At 72.2% G+C, this 14,791-nt stretch carries 12 protein-coding genes; 6 read left to right on the top strand and 6 right to left on the bottom strand.

Annotated features, from left to right (window positions below; genetic code table 11):
* Positions 1 to 86: 86 nt before the first annotated feature.
* Both OG702_RS29275 and metH read right to left on the bottom strand, forming a co-directional pair.
* Positions 87 to 803: an HAD family hydrolase gene (locus OG702_RS29275; protein WP_327291940.1), complete on the bottom strand. Its 717-nt coding sequence runs from the start codon at positions 801 to 803 to the stop codon at positions 87 to 89.
* A gap of 235 nt (positions 804 to 1,038) precedes the next feature.
* The gene (gene metH / locus OG702_RS29270; RefSeq protein ID WP_327291939.1) at positions 1,039 to 4,557 is read right to left on the bottom strand and encodes a methionine synthase; all 3,519 of its coding nucleotides are present in this window, start codon (positions 4,555 to 4,557) and stop codon (positions 1,039 to 1,041) included.
* A 224-nt stretch (positions 4,558 to 4,781) separates the two neighbouring features.
* Here metH and OG702_RS29265 point away from each other — a divergent pair, with 224 nt between their 5' ends.
* From OG702_RS29265 to OG702_RS29250, 4 genes are all read left to right on the top strand, one after another.
* Entirely contained in the window at positions 4,782 to 5,546 is a 765-nt protein-coding gene (locus OG702_RS29265; protein WP_327291938.1) for an IclR family transcriptional regulator, read from the top strand.
* A gap of 180 nt (positions 5,547 to 5,726) precedes the next feature.
* Positions 5,727 to 6,515: an MIP/aquaporin family protein gene (locus tag OG702_RS29260; RefSeq protein ID WP_327291937.1), complete on the top strand. Its 789-nt coding sequence runs from the start codon at positions 5,727 to 5,729 to the stop codon at positions 6,513 to 6,515.
* Positions 6,516 to 6,577: 62 nt separating this feature from the next.
* The gene (gene glpK, locus OG702_RS29255) at positions 6,578 to 8,131 is read left to right on the top strand and encodes a glycerol kinase GlpK (protein ID WP_327291936.1); all 1,554 of its coding nucleotides are present in this window, start codon (positions 6,578 to 6,580) and stop codon (positions 8,129 to 8,131) included.
* 6 nt (positions 8,132 to 8,137) lie between these two features.
* Positions 8,138 to 9,748, top strand: coding sequence for a glycerol-3-phosphate dehydrogenase/oxidase (locus tag OG702_RS29250; protein WP_327291935.1), 1,611 nt, complete (start codon positions 8,138 to 8,140; stop codon positions 9,746 to 9,748).
* Positions 9,749 to 9,766: 18 nt separating this feature from the next.
* Here the strand turns inward: OG702_RS29250 and OG702_RS29245 are convergent, their stop codons facing one another.
* Together OG702_RS29245 and OG702_RS29240 are read right to left on the bottom strand one after the other, a co-directional pair.
* Positions 9,767 to 10,534 carry a nucleotidyltransferase domain-containing protein gene (locus OG702_RS29245; RefSeq protein WP_327291934.1) on the bottom strand — a complete coding sequence of 256 codons (768 nt, stop codon included), beginning with the start codon at positions 10,532 to 10,534 and terminating at the stop codon, positions 9,767 to 9,769.
* Complete coding sequence (locus tag OG702_RS29240; protein WP_327291933.1) at positions 10,531 to 11,094, bottom strand: TIGR03086 family metal-binding protein; 564 nt, start codon at positions 11,092 to 11,094, stop codon at positions 10,531 to 10,533. The genes OG702_RS29245 and OG702_RS29240 overlap by 4 nt, the downstream gene beginning before the upstream one ends.
* 64 nt (positions 11,095 to 11,158) lie before the next feature.
* Between OG702_RS29240 and OG702_RS29235 the strand changes: the two genes are divergently transcribed.
* Positions 11,159 to 11,956 carry an AraC family transcriptional regulator gene (locus OG702_RS29235; protein WP_327291932.1) on the top strand — a complete coding sequence of 266 codons (798 nt, stop codon included), beginning with the start codon at positions 11,159 to 11,161 and terminating at the stop codon, positions 11,954 to 11,956.
* 100 nt (positions 11,957 to 12,056) lie between these two features.
* Positions 12,057 to 12,728 (top strand): FadR/GntR family transcriptional regulator, encoded by a 672-nt coding sequence (locus OG702_RS29230; RefSeq protein ID WP_327291931.1) that lies wholly within the window; start codon positions 12,057 to 12,059, stop codon positions 12,726 to 12,728.
* A 190-nt stretch (positions 12,729 to 12,918) separates the two neighbouring features.
* Here the strand turns inward: OG702_RS29230 and OG702_RS29225 are convergent, their stop codons facing one another.
* Both OG702_RS29225 and OG702_RS29220 read right to left on the bottom strand, forming a co-directional pair.
* Positions 12,919 to 13,749, bottom strand: a complete 831-nt coding sequence (locus OG702_RS29225) for an amidohydrolase family protein (RefSeq protein ID WP_327291930.1) — start codon at positions 13,747 to 13,749, stop codon at positions 12,919 to 12,921.
* Between the two features lie 2 nt (positions 13,750 to 13,751).
* Positions 13,752 to 14,753: an aldo/keto reductase gene (locus OG702_RS29220; RefSeq protein WP_327291929.1), complete on the bottom strand. Its 1,002-nt coding sequence runs from the start codon at positions 14,751 to 14,753 to the stop codon at positions 13,752 to 13,754.
* Positions 14,754 to 14,791: the final 38 nt, after the last annotated feature.

The following is a 14,791-nucleotide window of genomic DNA, read 5'->3' as shown; positions in this document are numbered from 1 at the left end:
ACCGGACCCGCTGTCGATGGGGTGTCGTGTGACAATCATCACACCCAGCGGATTCCACTTGGTGAGAATTTATTCAGAGATCACCCTCAGTGCAGATCCACGTTCACGGAGCGCTGGACCAGGGACCGCAGAAATGGGACATTCACCTGGTCGAGCGATGTGACGACGGTACGCCCCGGGGCCGGCGCGATCGGCACCACCGACGGCACCGCCACCACCTGGCAGCCGGCCGCCTCCGCCGAGGCGACCCCGGTGAGTGTGTCCTCCACCACCACGCAGGCCGCCGGGTCGGCGCCCAGCCGGGCCGCGGCGGTCAGGTACGGGTCCGGGTACGGCTTGGTGCGGGCGATCTCGTCACCCGCGAGGGTGAAGGCGAAGTTCTCGGCGCCCAGCGAGCGCAGCATCACATCGATCGTGCGCCGGTGCGAGGCCGACACCAGCGCCGTGGGCACCCCGTGCGCCGCCAGCTCGGCCAGCAGCCGCTTGGCCCCCGGCATCAGCGGGGCACCGAGGGCGATCAGCTCCTCGAAGCGGGTGTCGATCGCGACCATCAGCTCCGCCAGCGTCGCCGTGGTGCCGGTCACCTCCATGAGGTGGCCGACGCTGCGGGCCATCGGCCCGCCCACCACGACCTCCCGGTGCACCTCGTCCAGCGCGTGCCCGAGGTCGGCGAAGACGCCGGTCTCCGCCGCCCACCAGATGCCCTCGGTGTCCACCAGGGTGCCGTCCATGTCCAGCAGGACCGCCTGCAGGCCGCGGCCCTGCGCCGGACGGGTGTCGACGACGGGGGTGCTGCTGGTCATAGGCTCACTCCTCGGCCGAGGTGCTGACCGGGCGCCGGAGGGGTGCCGACGCGCCCTTTCCTGGGGGACACAAAGGCCGGTCGCCGCGTCCCGCGAACGGGAAGGCGACCGGCCCCTGCCGGACCGACCATTCTACGTGGCCCCGCCGAGGCGCGCCTGACGGGCATGCCACGGGCGCACGAAGCCCCGGTGACGTCCCGGCACCGGACGGGGTGCCGCCGCCTCCCGCGGGCGCTCAGCGGGCGTTGAAGTACTTCGCCTCCGGGTGGTGGATGACGATCGCGTCGGTGGACTGCTCCGGGTGCAGCTGGAACTCCTCGGACAGCTTCACCCCGATCCGCTCGGGTTCGAGCAGCGCCGCGATCTTGGCCCGGTCCTCCAGGTCGGGGCAGGCGCCGTAGCCCAGCGAGAAGCGCGCCCCGCGGTACTTCAGCGCGAACATGTCCTCGACGTCACCGGGGTCCTCGCCGCCGTAGCCCAGCTCGGCGCGCACCCTGGCGTGCCAGTATTCGGCCAGCGCCTCGGCCAGCTGCACCGACAGGCCGTGCAGCTCCAGGTAGTCCCGGTAGGAGTCGGCGGCGAAGAGCTCGGCCGCCGCGTCCGAGACGCGGTTGCCGACGGTGACCACCTGGAAGCCGACCACATCGGTCTCGCCGGACTCCTCGGGCCGGAAGAAGTCGGCCAGGCACAGCCGCCGCCCCCTGCGCTGCCGGGGGAAGGTGAAGCGGGTGCGCTCGGTGCCGTCCTCGTGCAGCACGATCAGGTCGTCGCCCTTGGACACGCACGGGAAGTAGCCGTAGCTGACCGCGGCCTCCAGCAGGCTCTCTGACTGCAGCCGGGTCAGCAGCCCGCGCAGCCGCGGCCGGCCCTCGCTCTCCACCATCTCCTCGTACGTCGGCCCCGAGGCGCGCGACTGCTTCAGGCCCCACTGGCCCTTGAACAGCGCGCCCTCGTCCAGCCACGAGGCGTAGTCGGCGAGCTGGATGCCCTTGACCACCCGGCTGCCCCAGAACGGCGGGGTCGGCACCGGGTTGTCGACCGCGACGTCGGAGCGGATCTGGCCGAGGTTGACCTCGGGCTCCACCGGCTCCTGCGGGCGGGCCGCCACCCGGCGCGCCTTGAGCTCGGGCAGCTTGGCGCCGGGGACCCCGCGCTTGACGCCGATCAGCGCGTCCATCAGCCGCAGGCCCTCGAAGGCGTCGCGGGCGTAGCGCACCTCGCCGAGGTAGATCTCGTGCAGGTCCTGCTCGACGTAGGCCCGGGTCAGCGCGGCGCCGCCGAGGATGACCGGATACTCGGCGGACAGCCCGCGCTGGTTCAGCTCCTCCAGGTTCTCCTTCATGATCACCGTGGACTTCACCAGCAGCCCGGACATCCCGATCACGTCGGCCCGGTGCTCCTCGGCCGCGTCCAGGATCACCGACACCGGCTGCTTGATGCCGAGGTTGACCACGTTGTAGCCGTTGTTGGACAGGATGATGTCGACCAGGTTCTTGCCGATGTCGTGGACGTCGCCGCGGACGGTGGCCAGCACGATGGTGCCCTTGCCGCCGCCGTCCTCGCTCTTCTCCATGTGCGGTTCGAGGTAGGCGACGGCGGCCTTCATGACCTCCGCCGACTGCAGCACGAAGGGCAGCTGCATCTGGCCGGACCCGAACAGCTCGCCGACCACCTTCATCCCGGACAGCAGCGTGTCGTTGACGATGTCCAGTGCGGGCCGCTCGGCCAGCGCCGCGTCCAGGTCGTCGGTGAGGCCGTTCTTCTCGCCGTCGATGATCCGCCGCTGCAGCCGCTCGTCCAGCGGCAGCGCCGCCAGCTCCTCGGCCTTGCCGGCCTTGACCGACGTGGAGTCGACGCCGTCGAAGAGCTCCATCAGCCGCTGCAGCGGGTCGTAGCCCTCCCGCCGGTTGTCGTAGACCAGGTCGTACGCCGTCTGCCGCTGGTCCTCGGGGATGCGGGCGATCGGCACGATCTTGGAGGCGTGCACGATCGCCGAGTCCAGGCCCGCCTTGACGCACTCGTCGAGGAAGACCGAGTTGAGCACCACCCGGGCGGCCGGGTTGAGGCCGAAGGAGATGTTCGACAGGCCGAGGGTGGTCTGCACGTCGGGGTGCAGGCGCTTGAGTTCGCGGATCGCCTCGATGGTGGCGGCGCCGTCGCCGCGGGACTCCTCCTGGCCGGTGCAGATGGTGAAGGTCAGGCAGTCGATGAGGATGTCGGACTCGTGGATGCCCCAGTTCCCGGTCAGGTCCTCGATCAGCCGCTCGGCGATCGCGACCTTCTTCTCGACGGTCCTGGCCTGGCCCTCCTCGTCGATGGTCAGCGCGATCAGGGCCGCGCCGTGCTCGACGGCCAGCGCGGTGACGCGGGCGAAGCGCGACTCGGGGCCGTCGCCGTCCTCGTAGTTCACCGAGTTGAGCACCGCGCGGCCGCCGAGCTTCTCCAGGCCGGCCCGCAGCACGTCGACCTCGGTGGAGTCCAGCACGATCGGCAGCGTGGAGGCGGTCGCGAAGCGGCCGGCGACCTCGGCCATGTCGGCGACGCCGTCCCGGCCGACGTAGTCCACGCACAGGTCGAGCAGGTGGGCGCCCTCCCTGATCTGGTCGCGGGCCATCTCGACGCAGTCCTCCCAGCGGCCCTCCAGCATCGCGTCGCGGAACTTCTTCGAGCCGTTGGCGTTGGTGCGCTCGCCGATCGCCAGATACGAGGTGTCCTGGCGGAACGGGACGGTCTGGTAGAGCGAGGCGGCGCCCGGCTCGGGCCGCGGGTCACGCGGGGTCAGCTCGTGGCCGCCGACCCGCTCGACCAGCTGCCGCAGGTGCTCGGGCGTGGTGCCGCAGCAGCCGCCGACCAGCGACAGGCCGTACTCCCTGGCGAAGGTCTCGTGCGCGTCGGCCAGCTCGGCGGGGCTCAGCGGGTAGTGCGCGCCGTCCTTGGTGAGCACCGGCAGGCCCGCGTTGGGCATACAGGTCAGCGGGATGCGGGAGTGCCGGGCCAGGTAGCGCAGGTGCTCGCTCATCTCGGCGGGGCCGGTCGAGCAGTTCAGGCCGATCAGGTCGATGCCGAGCGGTTCGAGGGCGGTGAGGGCGGCGCCGATCTCGGAGCCGAGCAGCATGGTGCCGGTGGTCTCGACCGCGACCTGGCAGATCAGCGGCAGGTCCACGCCCGCCTCGGCCATCGCCCGCCGCGAGCCGACCAGCGCGGCCTTGACCTGGAGCAGGTCCTGCATCGTCTCGACCACCAGCGCGTCCGCGCCGCCGGCGATCAGCCCGGCGGCGTTGGCGTGGTAGCCGTCCCGCAGGTGCTGGTAACTCGTATGGCCCAACGTGGGCAGTTTCGTTCCGGGGCCGATGGAGCCGAACACCCAGCGCTGGCGGCCGTCGGCGGCGAAGTCGTCGGCGACCTCGCGGGCCAGCCGGGCGCCGGCCTCGGCCAGCTCGTGGATCCGGTCCTCGATGCCGTACTCGCCCAGGGCGGAGGCGTTCGCGCCGAAGGTGTTGGTCTCGACGCTGTCCACCCCGGCCGCGAAGTAGGCCTCGTGCACCGAACGGACGACGTCAGGACGGGTGACGTTCAGGATCTCGTTGCAGCCTTCGAGCTGCTGGAAGTCGTCGAGGGTGGGTTCCTGCGCCTGGAGCATGGTGCCCATGGCGCCGTCGGCGACCACGATGCGGGTGGCGAGTGCCTGGCGCAGCGCGGCGGCGCGGGCGTTACTCGCGGCGGGGGCGGCGGACGAACGGGACGGCGAGGCCATGGAACTGCTCCCTGGGATGCGACGGCTGTCGGCTATGCGCCGCCCGCCCACAGAGGGTGGAACGCGCACCACGTCAGAGTAACCGGCGAGGGTGCCACGACTCGAAGGCATTCCGAGGGGCGGACGGGTGGTGCGACACTCATCTCTGCGATGATGAGGGTCGACAATGCCGACCGACCGTCGTTTCCCCGATTTCCACCGATTTCCGCCCTGGAGTGCACGCGATGCCCGGTTCGATCCAGTCACTGGAGCGCGCGGCCGCAGTTCTCCGACTGCTGGCCGGGGGCGAGCGGCGGCTGGGCCTGTCGGACGTGGCCTCCTCGCTGGGGCTGGCCAAGGGCACCACGCACGGCATCCTGCGCACCCTGCAGCAGGAGGGCTTCGTGGAGCAGGAGCCGGTGTCGGGCAAGTACCAGCTGGGCGCGGAGCTGCTGCGGCTGGGCAACAGCTACCTGGACGTCCACGAGCTGCGGGCCCGGGCGCTGGTGTGGACCGACGACCTGGCCAGGTCCAGCGGCGAGGCGGCGTATCTGGGGGTGCTGCACCAGCACGGGGTGCTAATCGTTCACCACGTCTTCCGGCCCGACGACGGCCGGCAGGTGCTTGAGGTCGGGGCCATGCAGCCGCTGCACAGCACCGCGCTCGGCAAGGTGCTCTCCGCCTTCGACCCGGTGGCGCACAACGAGGTCGCCGAGGGCGAGCTGGCGGCGCTCACCGCCCGTACGGTGACCGGCACCGAGGAGTTCGAGTCGGTGCTCGACCTGACCCGGGCGCGCGGCTGGGGCTCGGACCTGGAGGAGACCTGGGACGGCGTGGCCTCGGTGGCCGCGCCCGTCTACGACCGGCGGCGGATGCCGGTGGGCGCGGTGGGCGTCACCGGCGCGGTGGAGCGGGTCTGCGACGCCGACGGCATCCGGGCCCGCCTGGTGGCGGCGGTACGCGACTGCGCCCGCGCGGTCTCCCGCGATCTGGGCGCCGGGCGCTTCTAGCGGCTGCCGGACCCATCCGGCCGGTCGTCCGGTCCTGCTCGGGCGGGCCGGCCCCGCGTCCGCGCGTGTTCATCGAGTTCTCCGTCACATCCCTCTTGACCTGCACAACCAAGGGGAGAAAACTCTCGTCCTGCGATCGACAATGTCGAACACCGGACGGATTGTGACAAGGGAGTCGCTGTGTCCAACGGTCATATCCTCATCGGCGAGATCTTCGGAACCGCCGTCCTCATCCTGCTGGGCGGCGGCGTCTGCGCCGCCGTGACACTCAGACGGTCCAAGGCCAGGGGCGCCGGTTGGCTGGCGATCACCTTCGGCTGGGGATTCGGCGTCCTGGGCGGCGCCTACATAGCAAACGGCTACTCCGGCGGGCACCTGAACCCCGCGGTCACCCTGGGCATCGCGATCAAGACCGGGGAGTGGTCGAAGGTGCCCTACTACCTGCTCGGTCAGCTGATCGGCGCACTGATCGGCGCTTTTCTGGTCTGGGTGGCCTACCTGGGCCAGTTCCAGGCCCATCTGACCGACCCCGAGGTCACCGAGGGCCTGGAGGGCGATCCCGCGGGGCCCACCACCGGGAACCGGGCCCAGCCCGGCGGCCCGGTGCTCGGCGTCTTCGCCACCGGCCCGGAAATCCGCAACCCACTGCAGAACCTGCTCACCGAGGCGATCGCCACCGCGGTGCTGGTGCTGTTCATCCTTACGCAGGGCATGACCGACGGTCTGGCGGAGAATGGAATGGGCATCCTGCTCACCGCGCTGATCGTGGTCGGACTGGGTCTGTCACTCGGAGGGCCCACCGGCTACGCGATCAATCCGTTCCGGGATCTCGGACCGCGGATCGTGCACAGCCTCCTGCCGCTGCCGAACAAGGGCGGCTCCGACTGGGGCTACGCCTGGATCCCGGTGGTCGGCCCGCTGGCGGGCGCCGCTATAGCGGGCGGACTGTACCGGCTCGCGTTCACATAGAGCCGTACGGGACCACTGTCGTCACCCGGACCACCGAGCGCAGACCCGACGAGGAGCACACCATGACCGACACGCCCACCAGCAGCCACGGCACCGGACCGTTCATCGCGGCGATCGACCAGGGCACCACATCGAGCCGCTGCATCATCTTCGACCGCGACGGCCGGATCGTGGCCGTCGACCAGAAGGAGCACGAGCAGATCTTCCCCAAGCCCGGCTGGGTGGAGCACGACGCGGCCGAGATCTGGACGAACGTCCAGGAGGTGGTCGCCGGCGCCATCAGCAAGGCCGGCCAGGACATCGCCGGCTTCACCCCCGCCGACGTCAAGGCCATCGGCATCACCAACCAGCGCGAGACCACGATGCTGTGGGACAAGAACACCGGCGAGCCGGTGTACCACGCGCTGGTCTGGCAGGACACCCGCACCGACGCGCTGTGCCGGGAGCTGGGCCGCAACGTCGGCCAGGACCGCTTCCGGCGGCAGACCGGCCTGCCGCTCGCGTCGTACTTCGCCGGCCCGAAGATCCGCTGGCTGCTCGACAACGTCGACGGGCTGCAGGCGCGCGCGGAAGCCGGCGACATCCTGTTCGGCACCATGGACTCCTGGGTGATCTGGAACCTCACCGGCGGGGTCAACGGCGGCAAGCACGTCACCGACGTCACCAACGCCTCCCGGACCCTCCTGATGGACCTCAAGAAGCTCCAGTGGGACGCGAAGATCTGCGAGTCGATCGGCGTCCCGATGGCCGTGCTGCCGGAGATCAGGTCGTCCTCCGAGGTCTACGGCACCACCGACGTCGGCGGCCTCAGCGGCGTGCCCGTCGCCTCCGCGCTCGGCGACCAGCAGGCCGCGCTGTTCGGCCAGTGCTGCTTCTCGGTGGGCGAGGCGAAGTCCACGTACGGCACCGGCACGTTCATGCTGATGAACACCGGTGAGACCCCGGTGAACTCCTACGCCGGCCTGATCACCACCGTCGGCTACCGGATCGGCGACGCCAAGCCGGTCTACGCCCTCGAAGGCTCCATCGCCGTCACCGGCTCGCTCGTCCAGTGGATGCGCGACCAGATGGGCCTGATCGGCACCGCGCCGGAGATCGAGACGCTGGCCTCCTCGGTGGAGGACAACGGCGGCGCCTACTTCGTACCGGCCTTCTCCGGCCTGTTCGCACCCCACTGGCGCTCCGACGCGCGCGGGGTGATCGCCGGCCTGACCCGGTACGTGACCAAGGCGCACATCGCCAGGGCCGTGCTGGAGGCGACCGCCTGGCAGACCAGGGAGATCGCCGACGCGATGTTCAAGGACTCCAACACCGAGGTCACCACCCTCAAGGTCGACGGCGGCATGACCTCCAACAACCTGCTCATGCAGACCCTCTCGGACTTCCTGGACGTGCCGGTGGTGCGCCCGATGGTCGCCGAGACCACAGCGCTGGGCGCGGCCTACGCGGCCGGCCTCGCGATCGGCTTCTGGCCGGACACCGAGACGCTGCGGGCGAACTGGAAGCGGGCCGCCGAGTGGACCCCGCAGATGGACGCGGGCGAGCGCGACAAGGAATACAAGCAGTGGCTCAAGGCCGTTCAGGCGTCCATGGGCTGGATCGAAGAGGAGCACTGAGGAACGATGACCACCCCGCAGAGCGCCCCCGCACCGGGGACGCGACCGACTGCCGGCGCGAACCCCGGGCGGGCCGAGGCCCGCGAGCTGCTCGGCCGGACCACATACGACCTGCTGGTCATCGGCGGCGGCATCCTGGGCATCACGACCGCCTGGCACGCCGCGCAGTCGGGTCTGCGGGTCGCGATGGTGGACGCCGGCGACTTCGCCGGCGCCACCTCCTCGGCGTCCTCCAAGCTGCTGCACGGCGGCCTGCGCTACCTGCAGACCGGCGCGGTGCGGCTGGTCGCCGAGAACCACCTGGAACGGCGCGCCGTCTCGCGGGACGTCGCGCCGCACCTGTCCAACCCGCTGACCTTCTACCTGCCGGTCTACAAGGGCGGCCCGCACGGTGCCGCCAAGCTCGGCGCGGGCGTCTTCGCCTACTCGGCGCTGTCCGCCTTCAAGGACGGCGTCGGGCATGTGATCAGCCCGGCCAGGGCCGCACGTGACGTGCCCGAGCTGCGTACCGACAACCTCCGCGCGGTCGCGGTCTACGAGGACGGGCAGATGAACGACGCCCGGATGGCCCTGATGACCGTCAGGGCCGCGGCGGACGCCGGCGCGACCGTGCTCAACCACGCCGAGGTCACCGGGCTGCGGTTCACCCGCGGCCGGGTCACCGGCGCCGACCTGCGCGACCGGATCGACGGCACCGCCTTCGGGGTGGACGCGCGGCTGGTGCTCAACGCCACCGGGCCGTGGGTGGACACCCTGCGGCGGATGGAGGACCCGGCGGCCGACCCGTCGATCCGGCTGTCCAAGGGCGCCCACCTGGTGCTGCGGCGGACGGCGCCCTGGGGGGCGGCACTGGCCACCCCGATCGACAAGTACCGCATCACCTTCGCCCTGCCGTGGGAGGACATGCTGCTGCTCGGCACCACCGACGAGGTCTACGAGGGCGACCCGGCCGACCTGCGGGTCACCGAGGCGGACACCGACCAGATCCTGCACGAGGCCGCCCTGTCGGTCCGCGACCAGCAGCTGTCCCGGGACCTGATCACCTACGCCTTCGCCGGGCTGCGGGTGCTGCCCGGCGGCCCGGGCGACACCGCCAAGGCCAAGCGGGAGACGGTGGTCACCGAGGGCCGCGGCGGGATGCTGTCGGTCGCGGGCGGCAAGTGGACGACCTTCCGGCACATCGGCCGGATGGTGATGGACAAGCTGGCCACCCTGCCGGGGCGGCCGCTGGCCGACGACATGGAGCCGATGTCCTCGCTGCCGCGCCGGGCGCCGCTGCCCGGTTTCGCCAGCCAGGACGCGGTCGCGCACCGCCTCCAGGCCGACGGCGGCGTCCCGGGGCCGCAGATGTCGCCCGACACCGCCAGGCACCTGGCCGGCCACTACGGCTCGCTGTCCTTCGACATCGTCCGGCTCGCCGCGGAGAACCCGGCGCTGGCCCGGCGTATCCACCCGGACGCGCCGGAGATATGGGCCCAGGTCGTCTACGCCAGGGACCACGAGTGGGCGCAGAACGCCGACGACGTGCTGCGGCGGCGTACGACGCTGACGATCCGCGGCCTGGACACCCCCGAGATACGCGCGGAGGTCGAGCGGCTGCTCGCCGAACGCGACTGACGGCGTACGTCCCGGGGGCTAGCTCTCTGGCGCCGCCAGCCGGTCCAGCTCGGCGAACAGGGCGGCCGGCGGCTCGCCGCCGGCCGCCGCCAGCAGGGTCAGCCAGCGGTCCCGCCCCTCACGCCACAGCGCCGCCGGCGTCAGTTCGGCGACCGCCGCGACCGTACGGGCGGGCAGTTCGGCCTCGGCCGCGCGAGACGGCGTGAGCCAGTGGCCGGTGCTGTGCTCGGCGAGTCTGGCCATCCACAGCAGGTGGCGGGCGGCGTGCCCCAGCGCGTCCTGCGCCCGCAGCAGCTCGCCGCGGGCCGACACGTGCAAGGCGAGCACCAGCCAGTTGGCGAACCGGCCGCACAGGTCGGCGACCTCCGCCGGGGTGCCGGGGATCACCGGCCGCTCGGGCAGCGCGGCGAGCACCGGGGTGAGCCGGCCGTCCCGGTCGACGACCACCATCGCGTCCACCGCCGCGCCGCGGGCCGGCCATTCGCCGACCGAGCCGATGTCGTCGGTGGTGGCGAAGTGGAACTCGCCGCGCACCGGGCCGGGGAAGAACGCGACATGGGTGCCGAACTCGTTGCGCACCACCAGGTGCACCGGGGCGACCCGCGCGCACCAGGCGGCCGGGTCGAGCGCGGCACGGGCCGCCGGGTCGAGGAACAGCCAGAACTCGACGTCGCTGTGCTCGTCGCCCTCCCCGGCCGCGAACGAGCCGTACATCGCGGCCGCCCGCACGCCCGGGTCCGCCCGGCACAGCTCCCGTACCCGGGAGATCAGCTCGTGTTGGATCATCCGGCCCAGTATGGGTCGCGGCCCGACAGCGCGACAGCGGTTTCCAGGTCACCGGCGCCCCCGGGCACCTCGACCGGCTCGGCGAAGCCCTTGTACTCGCGGTACATCTCACCGTATTCGCGCACCGCTGCCAGCAGCCGCTCCGCGGTGGCCGCGGCGACCCGGTAGTCCTGCCCGGTGGCCCTGGCCAGGTCCCAGCCGTGCAGGCACAGTTCGAGGAAGAGCATCGCGGCCGTGCCCTCGGCCGGCATCGAGGCGATCTCGCCCTCCCAGACGGCCGGGTCCGCCCAGGCGGCCACCGAGCGGTCCAGCTGCTCCGCGTAGTGCCGCGCCCACTGCGGGTCGGCGGTGAAGTCCCGGGTGGCGAGGTCGTCGGGGTGCGGTTCCCGCCTGGCCCGCAGCTCCATGCCGATGCCGGTGTAGGCGACCAGATGGTTGACCAGGGTGCGGGTGTCGTAGTCGGCGCAGGGGGTGGGGCCGTCGAGCCGGTCCTGCCCGGTTCCGGCGGCGATACGGGCCGCCTCCCGCGCGCTGTCGGCGATCTGTGCGTGGAAGTTCATGCCCGCGACGCTATGCGGGCCCGCACGGGCCCGTCTTGAACAAACGCGACAGTAGGCTGCCGCCATGAGCATGCACGACTTGGGCCGCGGAGTCCTGCGGCCTGACGAGTCGGCCGGCTTCCTCGACGTGCGGCGGCAGGCGGCGGCGCCCGGCCTCGCCGCCCTGGTGGACGGCTACTGGAACCCCCGCTGGGACCTGCGCGGGCGCGACCCGTACGAGCAGAAGGTGCTCGCGCACCCGAACGTGCACCTGGTCTTCGAGCCGCGGGGCGCGCTGGTCTACGGGGTCCAGCGCGGGCTGTTCGTGCGGCGGCTGGCGGGTGCGGGGCAGGTCTTCGGGGTGAAGTTCCGGCCGGGGGCCTTCCGGCCCTTCGCCCTGGGCCCGGTGGCCGACCTCGCCGACCGCGCAGTCCCGGCCGCCGACATCTTCGGAGCCGGGGTGGCCGAGGTGGGCCGGCAGGTGCTGGCGCTGGACGGCCTGGCGGCGATGGCCGCGCACGCCGACGGCTTCCTACTCGGCCTGCTGCCGGCGCTTGACCCCGACCCGCAGGTCGCCGAGGTCGCCGGGCTGGTCGAGGCGATCACCGCCCGCCCGCAGCTCTTCCGGGTGGACGAGCTGGCCCGCGAGCTGGACATGCCGGTACGCCGGCTGCAACGGCTCTTCGCCGAATACGTCGGCGCCTCGCCGAAGTGGGTGCTGCGCAGGGCGCGGCTGCACGAGGCCGCCGCGCGCGCCGACGCGGGGGCCGGCATCGACTGGGCGGCGCTCGCCGCGGATCTCGGCTACGCCGACCAGGCGCATCTGACCCGGGACTTCACCGCCGCGGTCGGCGCGCCGCCCAGCAGATACGCAGGTCGCTGAATTCCCGTTTCGTTAGGTGATCGGGCCTCCCGGGCACATAATGAGGGTATACATCGGAGGTCTGGCGGCGCTGCGGGACCGGAACAAGGGGAGGGCGCAGATGGCGGTCACCGACGAGGCGATCGAGAAGATCAAGGAGATGATCGTCTCCGGGGCGCTGCGGCCCGGTGACCGGCTCCCCAAGGAGAGCGAGCTGGCGGCCGAGCTGGGTCTGTCCCGCAACTCGCTGCGCGAGGCGGTACGGGCGCTGTCGCTGATCCGCATCCTCGACGTCCGGCAGGGCGACGGCACGTACGTCACCAGCCTCGACCCGCAACTGCTGCTCGAAGCGCTGAGCTTCGTGGTGGACTTCCACCGCGACGACACGGTGCTCGAGTTCCTGGCCGTGCGCCGCATCCTGGAGCCGGCCGCCACCGCGATGGCGGCGATCCGCATCCCGGAGGACGAGCTCGACGTCCTGGAGGGCAAGCTCGACGCGCTCGGGCCGGAGCCGTCGGTGGAGGAACTGGTCGCCTCCGACCTGGAGTTCCACCGCGGCATCGTGCAGGGCTCGGGCAATTCGGTGCTGTGCTCCCTGCTGGACGGCCTGTCGGGCCCCACGACCCGCGCGCGCGTCTGGCGCGGCCTCACGCAGGAGGACGCGGTGTCGCGGACGCTGCACGAGCACCGGGCGATCCTGAGCGCGCTCAGGGATCGCGACGCCGAGGCCGCGCGGGCCTGGGCGACGGTCCACGTCGCCAGCGTCGAACAATGGCTCCGCTCCACCCTGTAGCCCGCACCCACCGCCCTGCGGCCGGCTCGGGCTCCTGGGGTGCCACTTGCCGTGGCCTCGCCTGTCTCCCGCCGTCCGCGCTGGGCGCGCAGTTCCCCGCGCCCCTGGGTGGGTGCCACTTGCCGTGGGCTCGCCTGCTTCCCGCCATCCGCGCTGGGCGCGCAGTTCGTCGCGGCCCTGACGGGGTGGGTTAGGGGAGGGCGTAGACGTGGGATGCGGTCGTGCCGAAGACGGATGCGGACTCGGTCGGGGAGAGGCCGGCGGTGGCGGACTCCGCCAGTGCGACCACGTCGGCGTAGGTGGCGGCGAGTGTGCAGACCGGCCAGTCGGAGCCGAACAGCACGCGCTCTGGGCCGAACACGTCGAGGACGTGGTGCGCGTAGGGAAGGATGTCGGCCGGCTTCCAGCCGGACCAACTGGCCTCGGTCACCAGCCCGGACAGCTTGCACGTCACGTTCGGCAGCGTGGCCAGCTCCCTGAGGTCCGCGGCCCACGGCTCCCAACCGCCGGAGGCGATGCGCGGCTTGGCCGCGTGGTCGAGGACGAAGCGCAGTTCGGGCAGCGCCGCCGCCGTCTCCAGCGCCGCGGGCAGCTCGCGCGGGGTGACCAGCAGGTCGTACGCCAGGCCCGCCGCGGCGACCGTGGCCAGGCCGCGGCGGACGCCGGCGCGGGCCAGCCACCACGGGTCGGACTCGTCCTGGACCTGGTGGCGAATCCCGACCAGCGGGCCGGTCAGCGAGACCAGGACGTCGGCGAGCGCGGGGTCGGTGAGGTCGGCCCAGCCGACGACGCCGGCGATCCGCCCCCCGGAGGCGGCGGCGAGCGCCAGCAGTTCGCGGGTCTCGTCCAGCGACGAGCTGGACTGCACGACGACGGTCGCGTCGATGCCGTTCGCCAGCAGCAGCGGTTCGAGGTCCCCCCGTTCGAAGGTGCGGGCGATGGGGCCCAGGGCGGCCCCGTGCAGCCAGGGCTGCGGACGCCTGGTGAGGTCCCACAGGTGGTGGTGCGCGTCGATCCGCATCGCTACTCCCCCGCCGCGGGAGTCGCCGGGAGGCCGGCCGCGAGCGGCAGCGGCACGTCCTTGTCGAGCAGCCCGCGCTCGACCAGCGCGTGCCACATCGCGTCCGGGATGTCGTGCTCGAACAGCGCGGCGTTGTCCCGCACTTCTTCGGGGCTCGCGGCGCCGACGACCGCGGAGACCACGCTGGGGTGCGCGAAGGGGTAGCGCAGCGCGGCGGCCCGCAGCGGGACGCCGAACTCGCCGCAGACCGCGGCGATGTCCAGCGCCCGGTCGATCAACTCCTGCGGTGCGGGCGCGTAGTCGTAGTGCGCACCGGGCCCGGGGTCGGCCAGCAGGCCGGAGTTGTAGACGCCGCCGACGACGACCTTGGTGCCGCGGCGCTCGCACACCGGCAGCAGGTCGTCGTAGGCGGTGCGTTCCAGCAGGGTCCAGCGGCCCGCGCACAGCACCACGTCGACGTCGAGGTCGGCGACCAGCCGGGCCAGGATGTCGCTGTGGTTCATGCCGAACCCGATCGCCTTGACCAGGCCCTGGTCGCGCAGTTCGGCGAGCGCAGGGAAGCCGGTGGCGTAGACCTCGGGCAGGTGGTCCTCGACGTCGTGCAGGTAGACGATGTCGACGGCGTCCACGCCGAGCCGCTCCAGGGAGCCCTCCAGCGTGGCCCGGATGCCGTCGGCGGTGAAGTCCCAGACCCTGACCCGGCCGGGGACGTCGGTGAAGCCCTGGCCGTCGGGCTGCTCCCCCGCCGGGAGGTCGCGCAGCCGGCGCCCCACCTTGGTGGACAGCGAGTAGGACGAGCGGTCCCGGCCGGCCAGCGCCCGGCCGAGCCGCTCCTCGGAGCGGCCCAGCCCGTAGTGCGGGGCGGTGTCGAGGTAGGTGACGGGACGCCCCGCGTCGAAAGCGGCGGCCACGGTGGCCTCCGCCTCCTCGTCGGTGATGGCGCGGTAGAGATTGGCCAGCGGCGCGCAGCCGAGGCCGAGCCGGGGCAGTGCCGGTACGGGCATACGGGATGTCTTTCTGCTGGGCTGGGCCGGCTGCGGTC

The organism is Streptomyces sp. NBC_01198 (assembly GCF_036010485.1).
Lineage (GTDB): Bacteria > Actinomycetota > Actinomycetes > Streptomycetales > Streptomycetaceae > Actinacidiphila.
This window is presented reverse-complemented; position numbering and strand designations above follow the sequence as displayed.

Coding starts and splice junctions, on each gene's coding strand:
- OG702_RS29240 (WP_327291933.1), bottom strand. CDS start 11,094: ATGAACTTCCACGCACAGATCGCCGACAGCGCGCGGGAGGCGGCCCGT.
- OG702_RS29220 (WP_327291929.1), bottom strand. CDS start 14,753: ATGCCCGTACCGGCACTGCCCCGGCTCGGCCTCGGCTGCGCGCCGCTG.
- OG702_RS29245 (WP_327291934.1), bottom strand. CDS start 10,534: ATGATCCAACACGAGCTGATCTCCCGGGTACGGGAGCTGTGCCGGGCG.
- OG702_RS29225 (WP_327291930.1), bottom strand. CDS start 13,749: ATGCGGATCGACGCGCACCACCACCTGTGGGACCTCACCAGGCGTCCG.
- OG702_RS29235 (WP_327291932.1), top strand. CDS start 11,159: ATGAGCATGCACGACTTGGGCCGCGGAGTCCTGCGGCCTGACGAGTCG.
- OG702_RS29250 (WP_327291935.1), top strand. CDS start 8,138: ATGACCACCCCGCAGAGCGCCCCCGCACCGGGGACGCGACCGACTGCC.
- OG702_RS29275 (WP_327291940.1), bottom strand. CDS start 803: ATGACCAGCAGCACCCCCGTCGTCGACACCCGTCCGGCGCAGGGCCGC.
- metH (WP_327291939.1), bottom strand. CDS start 4,557: ATGGCCTCGCCGTCCCGTTCGTCCGCCGCCCCCGCCGCGAGTAACGCC.
- OG702_RS29265 (WP_327291938.1), top strand. CDS start 4,782: ATGCCCGGTTCGATCCAGTCACTGGAGCGCGCGGCCGCAGTTCTCCGA.
- OG702_RS29230 (WP_327291931.1), top strand. CDS start 12,057: ATGGCGGTCACCGACGAGGCGATCGAGAAGATCAAGGAGATGATCGTC.
- glpK (WP_327291936.1), top strand. CDS start 6,578: ATGACCGACACGCCCACCAGCAGCCACGGCACCGGACCGTTCATCGCG.